Below are 19,501 nucleotides of genomic sequence, written 5' to 3' on the forward strand. Positions count from 1 at the left end.
TTATTATGGATTATATTAAAAATCCTATGGCAATAGAAGAAAGAAGTTTTGAAATAATAGGGGAGGAAATGGCACCTCATAATTTTACAGAGGAAGAACTTAAAATAGTAAAAAGAGTTATACATACCACAGCAGATTTTGAGTATCAAAGCTTAACAAAAATAAGTGAAGGAGCTATAGAGGCAGGAAAAGAGGCTTTACTTAAAGGAGCTACTATATATACAGACACAAATATGGCCTTATCAGGAATAAATAAAAGAGGGCTAGAAAAGACAAAGGGAAGAGTAATATGCTATGTAAACTTAGATGAAACACATAGGATAGCAAAGGAAAGAGGAATAACTCGTTCTATGGCTGGAGTAGAAAAGGCTGTAGAGGATAACGTAGATATATTTGTATTTGGAAATGCTCCTACTGCTTTATTTAAACTGAAAGAGCTTATAGAAAAGGGATGTGCAAAACCAAAACTTATAATTGGAGTACCAGTAGGTTTTGTAGGTGCTAGTGAAAGTAAAAAAGAACTAGAAAGTCTTAATATTCCATACATAACAGTTACAGGACGAAAGGGAGGAAGTACAGTAGCAGCAGCTATTGTTAATGCTCTTTTATATATGGTGGTGGAGAGATAATGTTAGACCTTTATATAAACAGTGGTGGTAAAAAATTAAGATGTGGATATACCACAGGATCTTGTGCTACTGCAGCAGCCAAGGCTGCTACATACATGCTTTTTAATAATGAAGAACTTGAATATATTGAAATAGATACACCTAAGGGCATTGTATTAAATCTTAAAATAGAGAAAATAAATAAGGGAAAAGATTATGTGGAATGTTGCATATTAAAAGATGGTGGAGATGATATAGATGCTACCCATGGAATGGAAATATGGGCAAAGGCATCTAAGACAAAAGAAGATTTCATATTAAAAGGCGGAAAAGGTGTTGGACGTGTTATGGGAGAAGGCCTTTATGTGGATAAGGGGGAAGCTGCCATAAATCCAGTTCCAAGAAGAATGATAGAAGAAGAAGTTAGAAGGGTTAAACCTAAAGACCTTGGGGTAGAAATAGAGATATTTGTACCAAGAGGAGAGGAAATAGCTAAAAAGACATTTAACCCAAGACTTAATATAATAGGGGGAATATCTATCCTTGGAACATCAGGGATAGTATATCCAATGTCAGAGGATGCCATAAAGGAATCCATAGATATTGAGATAAAGCAAAAGGCTTTAAAGAATAAGGAACTTGTATTAGTATTTGGAAATATGGGAGAAGATCTTTTAAAAAGCTTAGGACATACAGAGGATAATATAGTTGTTATTTCAAACTATGTAGGATTTTCACTAGAATCATGTATAGCTGAAGGGGTGAAGAAAATTACCTTAGTTGGTCATATAGGAAAGATGAGTAAAATAGTCTTTGGATGCTTTAATACTCATAGTAGAGTATGTGATGTAAGACTTGAGGTAATAGCTTTAGAACTTACCCTATTAGGTTATCCATTGGATCTTATAAATAGAATACTAAACGAGAGAACCACAGAAGCTGTTGTTAAAATATTAGGAGATGATTTTCCTCTTTTATACGAGAATATAGGGAAAAAGATTAAAGATAGAATAGACAAGTATACTTATGGAGAACTAGAAAGTAGCATAATTATGTATTATGGCTCAAAGGAGAAAAAGGTTCTTTGCACAATACTTGGGGACGGTTAACAACTTTTAACACAGTAAATTATAATTTTTATATCTCATATTAATTATTTAATTAGAGCTATAAAATTTTCTAGAGAAATTAAAACTGCGAAAGTGGTGAATTTTATGATATATATTGTAGGTCTTGGTCCAGGACATAAGGATTATATTGTACCTAGGGCTATTGAAATTTTAAATAAGGCAGATTTAGTTATTGGATTTAAAAGAGCAATAGAGTCTTTAGATTTTATTGATAATAGAAAAATAATAGTAGAATCATTAAAGGAAACTTTAAAAATAATAAATGAAAACAAAGATAAAAATATAGGTCTAGTTGCATCAGGAGATCCCACCTTTTATGGAATAAGTAATTATATAAAAAATAATTATGAAGGTAAGGTGGTAATAACCCCAGGAATAAGTTCATTTCAATATTTAGCTTGTGCTGTAGGAAAGAGCTGGAATGAAGCTTTAGTTTCTAGTGTCCATGGAAGGAAGGCTGATTTTATAAAAGAGGTCTTAAATAAGAAACTTAGCTTTTGGCTTACAGATAAGGAGAATAATCCAAAGAGATTATGTGAACTTTTATTAGAGAACTCAATTAAGTGCAATGTGTTTATAGGAGAAAATTTATCCTATGAAAATGAGATTATAGCAAATGGAAGCCCAGAAGAACTTATAAATAGAGAATATTCAGACTTAAGTGTAGTAGTAGTAGAGGTGATTTAATGGTTTTTATAAAAGATGAAGAATTTATAAGAGGAAAGTGTCCTATGACCAAAGAGGACATAAGAATACTTTCTATAGGTAAATTAAACTTAGAAGAGAATTCCAAGATAATTGATGTGGGTTCAGGAACAGGAAGTATAACAGTACAATGTGCAAAGCTTTTAGGAGAAGGAATAGTGTACTCCTTAGAAAGAGATGAAGAGGCTTTTAATATAACAAAAGAAAATATAGAAAAGTTTAACTGCAAAAATGTAGTACCTATTAAGGGTGAGGCTCTTGAAGCTTTAAAGAATATTAAAGAGGATGAAAAAAACCTATCTTCCTTTGCATCTATATTTATAGGGGGAAGTGGTGGAGATATTAAGGAAATTATAGAAGTATCTTCAGAGCTACTTAAAACTAATGGAACTATGGTTTTAAACTTTATAACTTTAAATAATGCATATAAGGCAATAGAAATTTTAAAGGGACTAAATTTTAAAATAGATATAACCTTAGCTAATATAAGTAAGAATAGAGGAGATAGTTATATGATGATTTCCAATAATCCAATATTTATATTACAAGGAATAAAGATAGAGGAATAAAATAATTTTTAAATCATTATATTAGTTTAAGTTAAAAAGGAAGAGTAGTTATTTTAATAGATTATCTAAATTACAAATTACAAAATAACTAAATAACATATATAGAAATATTACTTTTTAGATAAGTAAAAGAAGGGAGAATTAATAATGGCTAAATTAACAGGAATAGGGGTAGGACCAGGGGATAAAGAACTAGTTACTATGAAGGCAGTAAGAATAATTAAGGAAGCAGATGTTATAGTTGCACCTACAGCCATAGAAGGTGGAGAAAGCATAGCATTAGAAACTGTTAAAGAATATATAGAAGAAAAAACAGAGGTTATATTAAAGCAATTTCCAATGGGAACTAAGGATAAGGATATAAAGGTTAAGGAAGCTTATAAAACTATAGAAGAAAAGCTTAAAGAGGGAAAAAAGGTAGTATTTTTAACCATAGGAGATCCTTATGTATATAGCACATATATTCATCTTTTAAAGCATATGGAGGATCTTGGATTTAAGGTGGAAACTATACCAGGAATAACATCCTTCTGTGCGGCAGCTAGTATTGTAAATAGGACTTTAGTGGTAGGAAATGAACCTCTTTTAGTTATGCCAGCGTCTAGAGTTCATGATATAAAGGATGAGAAGTACGTAGTCATAATGAAGGTTTATAAGAAGGAAGAAGAAGTATTAAATACTCTTGAGGAAAAAGGTTTTAACTATGTTTATGTAAGCAGGGCAGGAAGAGAAGGACAAATCGTACTAGAAGATAGAGAAGAAATATTAAATTGTAGAGACTATATGTCACTAATAATTGCAAGTAGATAGGAGAAGAGATTATGGTTTATTTTATAGGAGCAGGTCCAGGAAGTGCAGACTTAATAACAGTAAGAGGAAGAGATATATTAGGTAAGGCCGATGTTATTATATATGCTGGTTCTTTAGTAAGTAAAGAACACTTAGAATATTGCAAAGAAGGAGCTGAAATACATAACTCTGCATCTATGACTTTAGAAGCAGTTATTAAAGTTATGAAAGAGGCTAATGAAAAAGGGAGAGATATAGTTAGATTACATACAGGTGATCCTTCTATATATGGAGCTATAAAAGAACAAATGGATGAGTTAGATAAGCTTAATATAGGGTACTCTGTGGTGCCAGGAGTAAGTTCTTTTGTGGCAGCAGCTTCTAGTATAAAAAAGGAGTTTACTTTACCTTCTGTAACTCAAACAGTTATTTTAACAAGGGTAGAGGGAAGGACTCCAGTACCAGAGACTGAGGATTTAGAAAGATTAGCATCTATTGGAGCATCTATGGCTATATTCTTATCCATATCAATGATAGATAAGGTTGTAGAAAAGCTTAGAAATGGATATGGTAGAAATGTTCCTATAGCTGTTGTAGAAAGAGCTACTTGGGAAGATGAAAGAATAATATTTGGTACTTTAGATGACATTTCTAAGAAGGTAACTGAAGCTGGAATTAAAAAATGTGCTCAAATATTAGTAGGAGATTTTATAGACTGTGATTATGAGAAGAGTCTTTTATATGATAAAACCTTCTCTCATATGTATAGAGATGCAGAGAAGTAAATTACTATAAAAATATAACTTAGTTGAAAGGAAGAAAATTATGATAGGAGTTATAAGTGTAACATCAAGGGGAGATGAAATAGCAAAGCTTATTAAAGAAGGTATGGATATAGAATTGTTTTCTAAAAATACAGTAGAAAATTTCAATCTTTCCAATGTTACTAAATATCTAATGGAGAACTGTGAAGGTATTATATTTATAACTTCTGTTGGTATAGCAGTAAGGGCTATAGCACCATTTCTTAAAGGAAAGGATAAAGATCCAGGAGTTGTTGTAGTTGATTATAGTAATAAATATACAATAAGTCTTGTAAGTGGACATATTGGAGGGGCTAATGATCTTGCCTTAGACGTTTCAAAGGTCCTTAAAAATGAGCCTATAATAACTACTGCCACAGATACAATAGGGGTAGTAGCTCCTGATATTGTGGCAAAGGAAGAGAAGCTTATTATAGAAGATTTAAAAAAAGCAAAGTATATAGCATCAAGACTTGTGGAAAAAGAAAAGGTGTTTTTTAAGGATGATAGAGAAAAGGTGACTTGTCCTAAAGGATATGAAAAGGTAGAGACTCCATGTGACAATATGCTTTGGATAACTAACAAGATTAATAATACTAATATAAGCAATGAAAGCACTGTGCTTAGGCTTATACCAAAGAATATAGTTCTTGGAGTAGGATGTAGAAAAAATATGGATTCTAATAAACTTATACAGTGGATTACTAAAACCTTAGAGGAAAATAATATAGATCAAAGATCTGTACTTAAGATAGGATCCGCTTACATAAAAAAAGAGGAAAAGGCAATAAATGATTTAGCTTTACTACTTAACTGTCCTTTTGAAACTTTTTCTAGGGAAGAGATAAGTAAGGTGGATCATAAATATGAAGGAAGCGACTTTGTGTTTAAGACCCTTGGAGTAAGAGCTGTATCAGAGCCTTCAGTTGAACTTATGGGTGGAACTATATTAAAGGGAAAATTAAAGTATGAAGGAATAACACTAACCATAGGTGAGATAGTATAATTAATCTTTTTATAAAATTAATATATCTAAAAAATAAAATTTAATTAAGTTTAGGTTTTATTGAGAATAAATTGTAGTTTAATAAATAGAGGCTTTTACAAGTCTTCAGTAAATCTTTAATACAGGATTTATAATACTTGTATAGTCTTTTGAGAAAAATTTTAGTTATGAGATAGAGTATTACAGTGATTAAATACATAGATATAGGAGGAGAAAAATATGGGAAAACTTTATGTTATAGGTATTGGTCCAGGAGGACTTTCACATATGAGTCTAAGAGCTAAAGAGGCCATAGAGGAAAGTAATATAGTTGCAGGTTATATTAAGTATATAGAAATGGTAAAACCATTATTAGATGGGAAAGAAATATTCTCCAATGGAATGAGAGGAGAAGAGGACAGATGTAGAGAGGCATTAGCCCTAAGTAGAGAAAACACTGTTGCTCTTATAAGTACAGGGGATGCAGGAATTTATGGTATGGCAGGATTAATTCTTGAAATGAAGGAAGATGAAAATGTTGAGATAATACCAGGGATAACAGCATCAAGTGCAGCAGGAGCAGTAGTTGGGGCACCACTTATGCATGATAATTGTAACATAAGCTTAAGTGATTTAATGACTCCTTATGAAGACATAAAAAATAGAGTAGATTTAGCTGCTAAAGGAGACTTTGTTATATCATTATATAATCCTAAGAGTAAGGGAAGACCACATTACTTAAGAGAAGCTATAGACCTTGTAAAACAATATAGAGAAGATTCTACTCCTGTAGCAGTTGTAAGACATGCTTTAAGAGAGGGAGAGAGCTATAAGCTATTTACCTTAGAGAATTTTGATGATTCTGTTGTGGACATGTTTTCTATAGTAATAATAGGAAATTCTAAGAGCTTTATAAAAGATGGACAGTTTGTAACCCCAAGAGGATATAAGGTTAATAAAGAATAGTAAATAAAAAAAGATTTATATTAAATTTTAACTAAGAATTAAGGGTTACCTTAGGAGGGAAATCATAGTGGTAGGATTTATATTAGGAACTTCAGAGGGAAAAGAGTTTTTATCCCTTGCCAATAAATATACAGATAAAATTATTGTATCAACAGCTACCTCTTATGGTGGTGAACTGTTAAAGGAATATAAAATACACCATTTAAACACAGAACCCTTAGATAAGGAAGGGCTTAAAAAATTAATAAATAAATTTAATATAAAGGCCCTAGTAGATGCATCTCATCCTTATGCAAAGGAAGTAAGTAAAAATGCTAGGGAAGCTTGCAAAGAGGCTAACACCCACTATGTAAGATATGAAAGACCTGGGGTTTTACAAGTCATAGAAGATAGAAGAATAATGAGAGTTACATCCTATGAGGAGCTAGAAAATATCCTAAATAAAATAGATGGAAATATATTAAATACTACTGGAAGTAGAAATGTAAAAAAAATAATGAATCTTAACATTAAAAATAGAATAATCCACAGAGTTCTTCCATCTAAAGAAGTTATGGATGAGTTAATAACTATGGGGATAAAACCAGAGGATATAGTAGCAATAAAAGGTCCAATAGGTTATAGCTTAAATAAAGCTTTTATTGAAGAATATAATGCTAAAGCTGTCATAACAAAAGATAGTGGAATACAAGGTGGTGCACTAGAAAAGTTAAATGCAGCTTTAGATAGTGATATTGACTTAATAATCATTGAAAGAGAAGAAAATAAAAATAATAATATATTCACAAAAGAGGAAGATGTTATAAGTTATCTTAAGGAAAACAACTTTATTTAAGATTAAACTATTAAAGGATTAACTAAAGAAAAGAGTGGGAAATACCTAGATAATTTTAACGTAGGGGCATAACATTACTTAGTATATTTAAAAGGTGTGCTAAGTAATGGGAGGCTCTAGTAAAAAAGTTTAATTAGGATCTATTGTAAATTATAGATACCTTTATTAAAATAAAATTTTCAGGGGGAGAATAAAAATGAAGAAGATCCTTTATGTACTATTTGTTATTGCTTTAGCTATAACAATACCACACAATGCTTATGCTATGCACATAGCAGAAGGCTTTTTACCACTTAAGTGGAGTTTATTTTATGGAGTGTTAGCACTACCATTCTTATACCTGAGTATAAGAGATATTAAAAGAAATACTAAAAGTAATAAGGAAGTAAAAATGCTTCTTGCTTTAATGGCAGCCTATGTTTTTATGATGTCAGCTATGAAACTTCCATCTGTAACAGGAAGCTCATCTCATCCAACAGGTACAGGTCTTGGAGCTATAGTTTTTGGACCTACAGCTATGGGAGCTATATCTTTAATAGTTTTACTATTCCAAGCATTACTTCTTGCTCATGGAGGGTTAACTACCCTAGGAGCCAATGTGATTTCTATGGGAATAGTAGGACCTTTCGTGGCATATTTTGTTTATAGACTATTTAAGAAAAAAAACATAAGGGTTGCAGTGTTTTTAGGAGCAGCCTTAGGTGACTTAGTTACTTACATTGTTACATCACTTCAACTTGCTTTAGCTTTTCCAAGTGGTAGTGGAGGAGTAATTCAATCTTTCATAAGCTTTGGAGGAGTTTTTGCAATAACTCAAATACCATTAGCAATTGTAGAAGGAATAATATCAGTTATAATTTATGATTTTGTAACAAAACACTGTAGCGATGAATTATTAAGCCTTAAGGAGGGACTATAAAATGAAGAAGAGAAATATAATACTGTTAGCGTTATGCGCTTTATTAATAATAGTTCCCTTTGTAATATCTAAGGAAGCGCCATTTGAAGGTGCTGATGCTGAGGCAGAAGAATTAATAACAGAAATAAATAAGGACTATGAGCCATGGTTTGAAAGCCTTTGGGAGCCACCTTCAGGAGAAGTTGAAAGCTTTTTATTTGCATTTCAAGCAGCAGCAGGGGCTGGGTTTATAGGATATTTTGTAGGTAAAAAGAAATATGATAAGGGAAATAAATCTGCATGCTAGAATAAATAAAAATACTTCTATACATCCTCTAGAAAAGATTATGATAACCCTTATATCGCTTATACTATGCTCATATACTGTAAATATTTATATTATATGTATAAATATACTACTAATTAGTGTGCTAGTTTTAAGAGCTGAAATTCCTCTAGTTATTGTAAAAAAGTTTTTAATGATAGGTCTTACATTTTCACTAATATCCATAATACCTATTTTATTTATAGGAAATAATACATCTATTGTGATTATAGTCTTAAGAACCTTAAATGGAGCAATGACCATAAGTCTATTGTCCTTAACAACACCACTAGATCATATAATAGCTTTAATAAGTAAAAGTGAGTTTTTAAGAGACATTGGAGATATAGCAAAATCCATGGAAAGATTTTTAATCTTAATAGAAGATGATTTTAATATAACTTTTAAAGCAGTAAAGTCTAGAGGCGGTTTTAATGGTTATAAGAAATCTATTAGGGATTTTGGTTATGTATGCTCCTTAGTAATAAAAAACTTATTTTCATCATGGAAGGAAATAAAAGATGGTCTTAACACGAGATGCTATAATGGTAGACATAACTATTCATTTGAGTTTTCAATAAATACTTTAAGGGTAATTAGTATAATAATATATGGTATCATAAGCTTAAGTTTATGTATAAAAATATAGTGGCTAAAAATTTTTAGCCGCTATATTTTTATTTAAAAGAATAATATTTATATAGATAAATTATTTTCTACTATTACCATGTTGGTCAAAATTATTTTTTAAGGCTCTTTCCGTAGGAATTATGGAACCAATTAAGAAAATAAGTTGTATACCGCAAAGTATACCACCAAAAATGCTAACAACCTTCATATCTTTTCCAATTACAAAGAGCATCGACATTATAGTGAGAATAAGCATAATCCATCCTAGACTTAGCCATAGTTTTCCACAATAGTGATGTGCAAAATTCCAAGTATCTTTGTTTTTCATAGACATAGAGGTTCGGTATCCAGAAATCCTATTAATCTCTTTAGGAGGTTTTTTCATGAAATATTTACCAAGAATTATCATTGCAAGTGGAAGTAATAAGTTTGAAATCAGCATAAAGATCCAAAATCCCATTTTCATATCTCCTTTCAAAATATAGACATTAAGTTTTTATTATTTTAAAATTATGTATTAAAGTATAATATATTTATATGCTAATTAGTGATATATAGATAAGTAGAACTTATAGATATTAGTTAAATTCTAGTTTACAATTAATTTGAAAAAATGTTTTAATAAAATCAGTATACATTTGGTATTTTAAAAAGAGAAGACACTTATATTATAAATTACACCTTATTTCATAATTTAAGAAAAATGAGACCTGATAGGATTAATAACTATAGTATGGAGGATATAAGAAATAAAGAAAAATAAAATATCTATTGACATACTAGGAAAATATATATTATAATATTAAATGTACTTAGGGGTATAGCTCAATTGGTAGAGTAGCGGTCTCCAAAACCGTTGGTTCCGGGTTCAAGTCCTCGTGCCCCTGCCATAAAAAATCCTTACAGATTTTATCTGTAAGGATTTTTATTTTATAATAAGTTAAGATTTTTAGTGTATTTTAAAGACTTAGAAAAAACTGTAGTTTTAATCTAGAATAATTTCTGAGGTGTTTTTTTATATAGGGAGTTATATATATTGCATTAAGTAATTTAAATTTCACTGATTGATGACTCAATAAGTTTCAACTGAAGCTAATTTAGTTTTAATATTAGAACTTATATATATTTATTTTGTATATTAAATTTACAGATAACTATGTAAACTTAAAACTAAAATTAATACTAGATTAATTTTAGTTTAATATTAATTGGAATGCTTTTCTTTCACCATCCCTAACAGGAAGTAAAATATCTCCTTTTTCTCCAAATCCAGAATTTTTTATAACTCGTTGCATTATTAAATTTTTAGGGTGGGTATCTATTCTTATATCAGTATTTCCTAAAATACTAGCAGTGGTTATAAGTAATTCTAATAATTTATTTGATAAACCTTTTCCTTTAATAGAAGTATCAATTGCTACACGATGAATAGATACATAGGAATTTTGACTTTCATCCCATTTTCCATTTTTTAAAGTCTTATATGCTTCTTCAGGGTTGCTTATAATACTTGCAACACCTATAATTTTTTTATTTAAAATCATAACATAAGCTTCTTGATTTTTTATATCTTCAAGAAAAATATCATAACTAGGACCATCTCCATCCTTCCATTGAGGAATACCATTTTTCTTAAGAGCCTCTCTACCATCCTCTATTATATTCATTATTTCAATTAAATCTTCAAGTTTAGCTCTCCTTAAATAAGGGTTCATTATATTCTCCTCCATTACTTTAGTTTATTAATTTAATATAAAAAATTATATTACTGTTATATAAGCATAGTCAATAAAAATACTAGTAACTTTAAGATATTACTTACTTTAAAGGAGTATGAGTTTCATAAAGGATTTAGATTACAGAGTTAATTTATTTCAATAAAATAAGACCTTAACTTTAGTAGTAAATATCACTAGGTTATCATAATTTAAAATAAATTTATTATTTATACTAAATATAAGATGGAAGAAGACTTTTAGGAAACCTAATTAATAGACTATAAACTTATTACTATGAAACTAAAGGAATATATTTTGATGGTTAGTATGTTTTTATAGTATTATTATTTTAGTTAAGGATTTATATAAGTATTTAAGAAAATTTAAGAGAAATATATTATTGTACACTAACTCCTCGCAATAGCTTGGAGGTACTAAAATTATTTAATTTAAAAGTGTTAATGTTTTAGTATAAAAGTTAAATATATTTTTTTAGTGTTCCTATGTTTTACGAAAATAAAAGTTTAAAGTAATTTTAAAATACATCTAAATTATTAAAGTAAATAATTTATTTATTCTATAGGTCATAACATAAGTAAGAAAATATTCATAAGGGATAAACTTTAGATAATGGTTAAAATATTCTTAAGGAGTGAAGGGGTTTGCTTAGAGAAGATGTTATAATAAATCACGAAAAAGGGTTACATGCAAGAGTGGTAGCTATGGTTGTTTTAAAAGCTAATGAAATTAATAAAAAGTATAACTGCAATCTTTATATACAGTATAAGGATAGAAAAAGTATACCAGCTACTAGCCTTATGCCTTTAGTTCTTCTTAAAGTTAAACAAGGAGAAACTGTTGGCGTAGAGGTAGAAGGAAAAGAGAATAGAGAAGCTTTAAAGGAAATGGCTAATTTTTTAAGGGGAGATTTTCATATAAAAGAGAGTGATCAAGGAAAAGTTGATAATATAATAGAGGATAATAATATAACATGGGAACAGGTTTTTAAAAGTACTGCAAATGGAATAGTAGCTGTAGATGAGCACGGGAACATAATGCTAAGTAATCCTTCAGCAGACAATATATTAAATATAGTTTATGAAGATATAGTTGGGAAGAATATAGGGGACATATTGACGAGCTTACCCCTAATTGATGTATTAAAAGATAGGGATCCTAGAATAGGAGTTAAAAAGACATTAGAAGATAAGATGTTACTTATAAATACTACTCCTATAATAATAGGAAAAGATTTTAAAGGAGCAGTAGCTGTATTTGAAGATATATCTAACCTAGAAAGGATAAAATCGGAACTTTATGAAGTAAAGGAACTTAAAGAAAGGCTTCAAAGAATAGTAGAAAATGTTCATGATGGAATATGTCTTGTAAATAGAGATGGAGTTATAACCTATGTAAACCCAGCCTATATAGAGCTTTTAAGGGATAAAGAAGAAAACCTTTTGGGGAAAAATATATTTGAAATATCTCCAAATGGTATAAGATGTGAAGCTTTAAAAATAGGAAGACCTATAATAGGAAAAGTTATTAAAAAAAGAGAAGGAATAAATGTAGTAGCAAATGTTACTCCTATAATTTTAGAGGATAAAATCACAGGAGTTCTATCTGTAATTAAGGATTTATCAGAGGTTCAAATACTTACTGAAATGGTAAATGAGATATCAGCTAAGGCTGAATACTTAGAAGGAGAACTTTATAGAAGAGAAGAACCAGGAGAAGCTTTTTCAAAATTTATTGGAAGAAGTGGTAAAACTTTAGATGCCTTAGCTATGGCAAAAAAGGCTGCTAAAACTAATGCCACAGTGCTTATAAGAGGAGAAAGTGGTACAGGTAAGGAGCTTATAGCGGAAGGAATACATACTTCTTCATCTAATAATAGGGGACCATTTGTAAGAGTTAATTGTGCAGCTATACCAGAAAATCTACTTGAGAGTGAATTGTTTGGTCATGAAAAAGGTTCATTTACAGGAGCTTATAAAAGAAAACTTGGAAAGTTTGAACTGGCTCATAATGGGACTATATTCTTAGACGAAATAGGTGAAATGGAAAAGAATATGCAAGCCAAAATACTAAGGGTTATACAAGAAAGAGAAATTCAAAGAGTTGGTGGAGATGAAACCATAAAAATAAATGTAAGAATAATAGCAGCAACTCATAGAAATCTTGAGGATATGGTAAGGTATGGTGGCTTTAGGGAGGATTTATATTATAGATTAAATGTTATTCCTATTTATATACCACCATTAAGGGAAAGGAAGCAAGACTTAGCCTTCTTAATAGGATATTTTCTTGAGAAACTTGACATGGAAACTGGAAAAAATATAATAGGAGTAACTAATGAAGCTATGGAGGGTTTTTTGAACTATAAGTGGCCAGGAAATGTTAGGGAGCTTCAGAATCTGCTAGAAAGAATAATTACTCTTACAGAAAAAGACTATATAGATTTAAAAGACTTACCATTGTATATGAAATCAGATGAAGGAAATGAGACTAGTAAGCAGATTTTAGAAAAACAAGTATTAAAAAATAAAAATCTTATGGAGATAATAGAGGATGAAGAAGAGATTCTTCCTCTTAAAGATTATGAAAAGATAATTATAGAAAAAGCTCTAAAAAAATATGGTAGCTTCAATGCGGCAGGTAAAGCTCTAGGTATTACTCATAAAACTGTAGCTTCTAAGGCAAGACAATATGGAATAGAAAAAATAGTATCTTGGGAAAATCTATCAAGGTAATAAGGAGCAACTTGATACTTTTTACCAAGACAAAAACAGTAGAATCTTATAATAGATTTTGCTGTTTTTTATTTTATATAAGTTAATCCATTATAAATATAGGGGTTAGAAAATGTTTTCAAAGAAATTTAAAAGTTGGCATAGGATATGCTTTATATATAAACAAGAAAAACAAAAGGGGAGATTAAAATGAGTACATTCTTAGCAGAACTTTTAGGAACAATGCTTTTAGTATTCTTAGGAAATGGGGTAGTAGCCAATGTGGTACTAAAAAAATCTAAAGCAGAGGGATCAGGATGGCTTACTATATCATGGGGATGGGCTCTTGCAGTAGTTATACCAGTATTTATGTTTGGAGCTATAAGTGGAGCACACTTTAACCCAGCAGTAACTATTGCTCTTGCTACTATAGGAAAGTTTCCGTGGAATAGTGTAGCACCATATTTAGCAGCACAGTTTATAGGAGCATTCCTAGGAGGAACCTTAGTACTATTATTCTTTTATCCACATTATAAGGAAACAGAGGATAAAGGTGCGAAGCTTGCAACTTTTTCTACAGCACCAGCCCTTAGAAATAAACTATGGAACTTTGTAAGTGAAGTTTTAGGAACTTTTGTACTTGTTTTTGGAATTCTTGGTACAGGAACTGCTAAGGTAGCAGAAGGTTTTGGACCTATTATAGTTGGAGGTATAGTACTTGCTATTGGAATATGCCTTGGAGGAACTACAGGTTATGCTATAAATCCAGCAAGAGATTTGGCACCTAGAATAGCCCATGCCATTCTACCAGTACCTAATAAAGGGGATTCAGATTGGGGATATTCTTGGATACCAGTTATAGGTCCAATAATAGGGGGAATATTAGGAGCTATATTGTTTAACTTAGTATATTAAAAGTATTTTCATGGATTAAATTAGTATTAATCATAGTAAAGATAAGCATAAAATAATTTATAACTAAAAACTATTTTATATACTATTTAAAATTTAAAAGTTAAAAATAATTAAATTGAGATATAAATCAAATGGAAGTTTAAAAATATATATTACATGTTTAAAAATAATTTAATAATAAAACTTATAATATTAGAAAAGTACAGGGATAATTAAAAATTAAAATTAATAAAAATATAAATATAGGTTAAACACTATAATATAAAATATTGAATAAGGAATTAAATTTAGGAGGGAATTTTATGAAAAAGCTAATAAATAACCCAAATGATGTTTTACAAGATATGATAAAAGGAATCACTTATGCTCATGGTGAGTATTTAAGAAAACTTGAATGTTTTGATGTTCTTGTTAGAAAAAACTCACCTATTAAAGGAAAGGTAGCTTTAGTTAGTGGTGGAGGAAGTGGTCATGAACCAGCTCATGGAGGGTATGTAGGACATGGAATGCTTGATGCGGCTGTGTGTGGAGCTGTATTTACCTCCCCAACTCCAGATCAGGTCTTTGAAGCTATAAAGGCAGTGGATGGAGGAGAAGGAGTACTACTTGTTATTAAAAATTATAGTGGAGACATAATGAATTTTGAAATGGCAAAAGACATGGCTGATATGGAAGGAATAAAGGTTGAAACTGTAGTGGTTAATGATGATGTAGCCGTTGAGGATAGTCTTTACACAGCAGGAAGACGTGGTATAGCTGGAACTGTATTTGTTCATAAAATAGCTGGAGCTAAGGCTGAGACTGGAGCTTCCCTTGAAGAAGTTAAAAGAGTTGCAGATAAAGTAGTTGAAAATGTAAGAAGTATGGGGATGGCATTGACTTCTTGCACAGTACCAGCAGCAGGAAAGTCAAATTTTACTTTAGATAAAGATGAAGTAGAAATAGGGATGGGTATTCATGGAGAGCCAGGAACTCATAGAGAGAAAATATCAACAGCTGATAATATAGCACAGCATCTTGTGGAGAGAATACTAGAAGACATTAGTATTGAAAAAGAGGAAGAAGTAGCAGTTATGATAAATGGATTAAGTGGTACCCCTCTTATGGAACTGTATATAATAAATAAAAAAGTTCAAGAAATACTAGAAGAAAGAGGAATAAAAGCATATAAGACCTTTGTTGGAGAATTTATGACTTCTCTTGAAATGGCAGGATGCTCAGTAACTTTATTAAAACTTGATAATGAACTTAAAGAGTTATTAGATGAAAAGGCAGATACACCAGGATTTAAGGTGTTTAAGTAAGAAGATAAATTAGATGAAATTAAAAAAGAATAAAGTTATTCAGTAATTACTGATAAGAATTATAAGCTTTTATTTAGATATGCAGAAGGTTTATATACAATATAACTTATAGATTAGGGTTATTAAATAAAGATATATGAATTAGATAAATTTTAAATTAATGATTTATATAAAATAAGTTTTAACTTAGGTATTTGGAGGTATAACAATGATAAATGGAAAAAAGATTATAGAAATAATAAATAAAATATATGAGAAAATAGAGAAAAATAAAGCTTATTTGACAGAGCTCGATGCAACTATCGGAGATGGAGATCATGGTCTTAATATGAGCAGAGGATTCTCCGCAGTAGTTCTAAAATTAAAGGATGAGAGCACAAATAATTTAGGGGATATATTTAAGAAGGCTGGTATGGCATTGGTTTCTAATGTAGGAGGGGCATCAGGTCCTTTATACGGTACAGCTTTTATGAAGGGAGCTGTAGTTGTAAATGAAAAAAGTGAAATGGATATTAATGACTTTTTAAACCTATTAAAAGCAGCTTTAGATGGAATTAAGCAAAGGGGGAAGGGTGTAGAAGGAGAAAAGACTATGATAGATTCTTTATCTCCTGCTATTGAAGAGCTTGAAAAAGCTATAAATGAAGGATTATTCCCTAAAGAAGCCTTAGAAAAAGCAAAGGATGGAGCATTAAAAGGAGTTGAATATACAAAAACTATAGTAGCTAAAAAAGGTAGAGCAAGTTATCTTGGAGAAAGAAGTATAGGACACCAAGATGCAGGAGCAACATCATGCTATTATATATTAGAAACAGTCTGGGAAGAAGTATAGTAAGTAAAGAGAGGATGAAAATAATATGGTAGGATTAGTAATAGTTTCACATAGCAGTAAGATAGCAGAAGGCGTTGTAGAAATGGCAAAACAAATGGCTGATGGAGCACCAATTATAGCAGCAGGGGGAACTCAAGATGGTAGAATAGGTACTGATGCAGAGAGAATCTGTGATGCCATGAAAACTGTTTATTCTGATGAGGGAGTACTAGTGTTATTTGATTTAGGAAGTGCTTATATGAATGCAGAAATGGCAAAAGACTTTTTAGATTCAGAATATGATGGGGATAAAATAGAGTTAGTTGATTGTGCTTTAGTAGAGGGAGCTATAACTGCAGCTGTAGAGAGCTTTATGGGAAGTTCAAGAGAGCATATGAAGGATGTATTAAAAGATTTAGCTCTTAATAAGATGCCATAGGAGAAACAACAAAAAAATTTTGAAAATAAAAACATCATGGATATATTGAGTTTTAAAATGTACCCCATATAGTAGACAATCTAAAAAAAAGTCTACTATAAAGGGTACATTTTACTAATATTGCCTATGATTTTTCACAAAAATTTCTTTTTAAAATATATTCTACAGTAATAAATACTGCAACTAATATTAAGAATTCAAGTTCTAATAAGATAACACTTACATTATAAACATCAGATTTATTTAATATTAGCAATATTATAGTAAGTATCAATGTACATACTCCTGAAATACTCCATATTAAACTACATTTTCTATTAGCTAAAGCCAATGGATTTGTATCTTTAGAAAAAGACTCTCTCTTATCATCTGAAAAGCCATTAAAAAACATTGCTATAGGTATAATTAAATCTAATGTTTTGTCTATCTTTTTATATAAATTACATTTATATAAAATTCCTATGAAAATCATTAATATAGGAATACCTATATCGCAAGTCAATATTAATATATTCATATCAAAACCTCCATATATCTTATAATAATATAACTATTCTTAACACTCCCTTTTATGCAAGGATTATTAATAAACAATATTTTACATATATGTATCAAATTATAGTGTATCTATATGCTAATAACAATATTGGTTTTCTTTCTTTAAAATTAGATATCTTTGTATAAGCATTAGCTATATTGAATTTAACCATAAAGATTTTAATTTTTATCACTTCCATATTATTTTAAAACTTCAATATTGATTTAAAACATAGCCTTATTTTAATATAATTGATAAATTATATTAAAATAAGTTCTAGGATCATTTATAAAATAGTAATCGTATATATAAATATAAAGATAATTAATGGTAATATTTATTGTTTTATGAATATAAAAAATATTAAGTTAAGGGAAATAGTGATAATTGAAAATAAATTAACTTTATGATATCATTATACTAAAACCTAAAAAATAGAGGAGGAATTTATATATGGAATCAGACCCACTTCCGGGGAGCAATTTTACAGGACAACTAGTATTAATTGCTGTTCTAACACTAATAAATGCTTTTTTCGCTTCAGCAGAAATGGCACTAGTGTCACTAAATAAAAATAAGATGAAAATTCTTGCTGAAGGAGGAAACAAAAAAGCACAATTGTTATTAAAATTATTAGAAGAACCAAGTAGATTTCTAGCTACAATACAGGTTGGAATTACTTTAGCAGGATTCTTCTCCAGTGCATCAGCAGCTACAGGTATATCTAAAGATTTAGGGGTATATCTAAATAGTATTAATATACCTTATAGTGGAGAAATATCCATGGCGTTAATTACAATTGTATTATCTTATATAACTCTTGTATTTGGAGAATTATTTCCAAAACGTATAGCCTTAAAAAAGGCAGAAGCTATAGCTATGTTTTCAGTTAAGCCGATTTTATTTGTGTCCAAGCTTACTGTACCTTTTGTAAAATTATTATCCATGTCTACTAATTTACTGGTGAAAATAGTTGGATTAGATAAGAATAATACAGAAGAAACCGTATCTAGAGAGGAAATAAAATCTTTAGTAGAGGCAGGACAAGAGAATGGGGTTATAAAGATAAGTGAAAAAGAAATGATAAATGGTATCTTTAAGTTTGATAACAAACTTGCTAAAGAGGTGATGACTCCAAGAACTGAAGTGTTTTTAATTAATATAAACACCCCAGTTAATAAGTTTCTTGATAAACTATTAGATGAAAAATATTCAAGAATTCCTGTTTATGAGGATGACATAGATAATATAATAGGAGTTCTTTATATGAAGGATTTTATAGTAGAAGCTAGAAAAAGTGGCTTTGAAAATGTGGATATTAGAAAAATACTTCACTCACCGTATTTTGTTCCTGAAACTAAAAATATCAATGAGCTTTTTAAGGATCTCCAAAGTTCTAAAAAGCATATATCTGTACTAATAGATGAATATGGAGGTTTTTCAGGAATTGTTACCATAGAAGACCTTATAGAAGAGGTCATGGGTGAAATAGATGATGAATATGATGATAGTGAGCCAGATATAAAGAAGGTTGATAACAATACCTATATTTTAAGTGGCTTAGTTCCTATAGATGATTTAAATGAGCAATTAAATTTAAACTTGAATTCTGAGGATTATGATACCCTTGGTGGTTTTCTAATTGATATTATTGGAAACATACCTAAGGATAAGGAAGAAAAGATAGTTCATTATGGAAATATAACATTTCAAATAGAAGAAGTTAAGGAAAAAAGAATAGGTAAGGTTAAACTATGTATATAAGTATAATTAACCTTTAAATAATTTAAAGAAAGCCTCT

General features: G+C 29.9%; 21 protein-coding genes and 1 tRNA gene. 19 read left to right on the forward strand and 3 right to left on the reverse strand.

Features of this window, described 5'->3' with window-relative positions:
* Positions 1-5: 5 nt before the first annotated feature.
* The 12 genes from BR69_RS0113410 to BR69_RS21235 all read left to right on the forward strand — a co-directional run bounded on the left by BR69_RS0113410 (position 6) and on the right by BR69_RS21235 (position 9,262).
* Complete coding sequence (locus tag BR69_RS0113410) at positions 6-629, forward strand: precorrin-8X methylmutase (RefSeq protein WP_027633628.1); 624 nt, start codon at positions 6-8, stop codon at positions 627-629.
* Positions 629-1,717, forward strand: a complete 1,089-nt coding sequence (gene cbiD / locus BR69_RS0113415; RefSeq protein WP_027633629.1) for a cobalt-precorrin-5B (C(1))-methyltransferase CbiD — start codon at positions 629-631, stop codon at positions 1,715-1,717. The genes BR69_RS0113410 and cbiD overlap by 1 nt, the downstream gene beginning before the upstream one ends.
* A gap of 105 nt (positions 1,718-1,822) precedes the next feature.
* Positions 1,823-2,425, forward strand: a complete 603-nt coding sequence (gene cbiE / locus BR69_RS0113420) for a precorrin-6y C5,15-methyltransferase (decarboxylating) subunit CbiE (protein ID WP_027633630.1) — start codon at positions 1,823-1,825, stop codon at positions 2,423-2,425.
* Positions 2,425-3,012, forward strand: a complete 588-nt coding sequence (cbiT, locus tag BR69_RS0113425) for a precorrin-6Y C5,15-methyltransferase (decarboxylating) subunit CbiT (RefSeq protein WP_027633631.1) — start codon at positions 2,425-2,427, stop codon at positions 3,010-3,012. The genes cbiE and cbiT overlap by 1 nt, the downstream gene beginning before the upstream one ends.
* 147 nt (positions 3,013-3,159) lie before the next feature.
* On the forward strand, positions 3,160-3,822 hold the full coding sequence (locus BR69_RS0113430) for a cobalt-factor II C(20)-methyltransferase (RefSeq protein ID WP_027633632.1): 663 nt from the start codon (positions 3,160-3,162) through the stop codon (positions 3,820-3,822).
* Positions 3,823-3,833: 11 nt separating this feature from the next.
* Positions 3,834-4,586 carry a precorrin-4 C(11)-methyltransferase gene (cobM, locus tag BR69_RS0113435; RefSeq protein WP_027633633.1) on the forward strand — a complete coding sequence of 251 codons (753 nt, stop codon included), beginning with the start codon at positions 3,834-3,836 and terminating at the stop codon, positions 4,584-4,586.
* 40 nt (positions 4,587-4,626) lie between these two features.
* Positions 4,627-5,610 (forward strand): cobalt-precorrin 5A hydrolase, encoded by a 984-nt coding sequence (gene cbiG, locus BR69_RS0113440; protein WP_027633634.1) that lies wholly within the window; start codon positions 4,627-4,629, stop codon positions 5,608-5,610.
* A gap of 219 nt (positions 5,611-5,829) precedes the next feature.
* Positions 5,830-6,555, forward strand: a complete 726-nt coding sequence (cobJ, locus tag BR69_RS0113445) for a precorrin-3B C(17)-methyltransferase (protein ID WP_027633635.1) — start codon at positions 5,830-5,832, stop codon at positions 6,553-6,555.
* A gap of 67 nt (positions 6,556-6,622) precedes the next feature.
* Positions 6,623-7,390, forward strand: a complete 768-nt coding sequence (locus BR69_RS0113450; protein ID WP_027633636.1) for a cobalt-precorrin-6A reductase — start codon at positions 6,623-6,625, stop codon at positions 7,388-7,390.
* Positions 7,391-7,586: 196 nt separating this feature from the next.
* Entirely contained in the window at positions 7,587-8,309 is a 723-nt protein-coding gene (locus BR69_RS0113455; protein WP_027633637.1) for an energy-coupling factor ABC transporter permease, read from the forward strand.
* A 1-nt stretch (position 8,310) separates the two neighbouring features.
* Positions 8,311-8,595 carry an energy-coupling factor ABC transporter substrate-binding protein gene (locus BR69_RS0113460; RefSeq protein ID WP_027633638.1) on the forward strand — a complete coding sequence of 95 codons (285 nt, stop codon included), beginning with the start codon at positions 8,311-8,313 and terminating at the stop codon, positions 8,593-8,595.
* The gene (locus BR69_RS21235) at positions 8,567-9,262 is read left to right on the forward strand and encodes a CbiQ family ECF transporter T component (protein ID WP_051623622.1); all 696 of its coding nucleotides are present in this window, start codon (positions 8,567-8,569) and stop codon (positions 9,260-9,262) included. Before BR69_RS0113460 ends, BR69_RS21235 begins: the two co-directional genes overlap by 29 nt.
* 60 nt (positions 9,263-9,322) lie before the next feature.
* Here the strand turns inward: BR69_RS21235 and BR69_RS0113470 are convergent, their stop codons facing one another.
* Positions 9,323-9,703, reverse strand: coding sequence for an SdpI family protein (locus BR69_RS0113470; RefSeq protein ID WP_027633639.1), 381 nt, complete (start codon positions 9,701-9,703; stop codon positions 9,323-9,325).
* A gap of 354 nt (positions 9,704-10,057) precedes the next feature.
* Here BR69_RS0113470 and BR69_RS0113475 point away from each other — a divergent pair.
* Positions 10,058-10,133: transfer RNA gene (locus BR69_RS0113475), tRNA-Trp, on the forward strand.
* A 303-nt stretch (positions 10,134-10,436) separates the two neighbouring features.
* On the opposite strand, the gene BR69_RS0113480 is transcribed toward BR69_RS0113475, so the two are convergent.
* Positions 10,437-10,958, reverse strand: a complete 522-nt coding sequence (locus tag BR69_RS0113480; RefSeq protein ID WP_027633640.1) for a GNAT family N-acetyltransferase — start codon at positions 10,956-10,958, stop codon at positions 10,437-10,439.
* A gap of 665 nt (positions 10,959-11,623) precedes the next feature.
* On the opposite strand from BR69_RS0113480, the gene BR69_RS0113485 reads away from it, so the two are divergent.
* From BR69_RS0113485 to dhaM, 5 genes are all read left to right on the forward strand, one after another.
* Positions 11,624-13,714 carry an HPr family phosphocarrier protein gene (locus BR69_RS0113485; RefSeq protein ID WP_027633641.1) on the forward strand — a complete coding sequence of 697 codons (2,091 nt, stop codon included), beginning with the start codon at positions 11,624-11,626 and terminating at the stop codon, positions 13,712-13,714.
* 189 nt (positions 13,715-13,903) lie between these two features.
* A complete protein-coding gene (locus tag BR69_RS0113495) occupies positions 13,904-14,608 on the forward strand; it encodes an MIP/aquaporin family protein (RefSeq protein WP_027633642.1) in 705 nt (234 codons plus the stop codon).
* A 302-nt stretch (positions 14,609-14,910) separates the two neighbouring features.
* Positions 14,911-15,912 (forward strand): dihydroxyacetone kinase subunit DhaK, encoded by a 1,002-nt coding sequence (gene dhaK / locus BR69_RS0113500; RefSeq protein WP_027633643.1) that lies wholly within the window; start codon positions 14,911-14,913, stop codon positions 15,910-15,912.
* A 208-nt stretch (positions 15,913-16,120) separates the two neighbouring features.
* Positions 16,121-16,744 carry a dihydroxyacetone kinase subunit DhaL gene (gene dhaL / locus BR69_RS0113505; RefSeq protein ID WP_027633644.1) on the forward strand — a complete coding sequence of 208 codons (624 nt, stop codon included), beginning with the start codon at positions 16,121-16,123 and terminating at the stop codon, positions 16,742-16,744.
* A 25-nt stretch (positions 16,745-16,769) separates the two neighbouring features.
* Positions 16,770-17,162, forward strand: a complete 393-nt coding sequence (gene dhaM, locus BR69_RS0113510; RefSeq protein ID WP_027633645.1) for a dihydroxyacetone kinase phosphoryl donor subunit DhaM — start codon at positions 16,770-16,772, stop codon at positions 17,160-17,162.
* 124 nt (positions 17,163-17,286) lie between these two features.
* Here dhaM and BR69_RS0113515 read toward each other — a convergent pair whose 3' ends face one another.
* Positions 17,287-17,679 carry a membrane protein gene (locus BR69_RS0113515; protein ID WP_027633646.1) on the reverse strand — a complete coding sequence of 131 codons (393 nt, stop codon included), beginning with the start codon at positions 17,677-17,679 and terminating at the stop codon, positions 17,287-17,289.
* Between the two features lie 474 nt (positions 17,680-18,153).
* Between BR69_RS0113515 and BR69_RS0113520 the strand changes: the two genes are divergently transcribed.
* A complete protein-coding gene (locus tag BR69_RS0113520) occupies positions 18,154-19,464 on the forward strand; it encodes a hemolysin family protein (RefSeq protein WP_027633647.1) in 1,311 nt (436 codons plus the stop codon).
* Positions 19,465-19,501 lie beyond the last annotated feature (37 nt).

The sequence above is a fragment of the Clostridium hydrogeniformans DSM 21757 genome (genome assembly GCF_000686705.1).
Lineage (GTDB): Bacteria > Bacillota > Clostridia > Clostridiales > Clostridiaceae > Clostridium_Z > Clostridium_Z hydrogeniformans.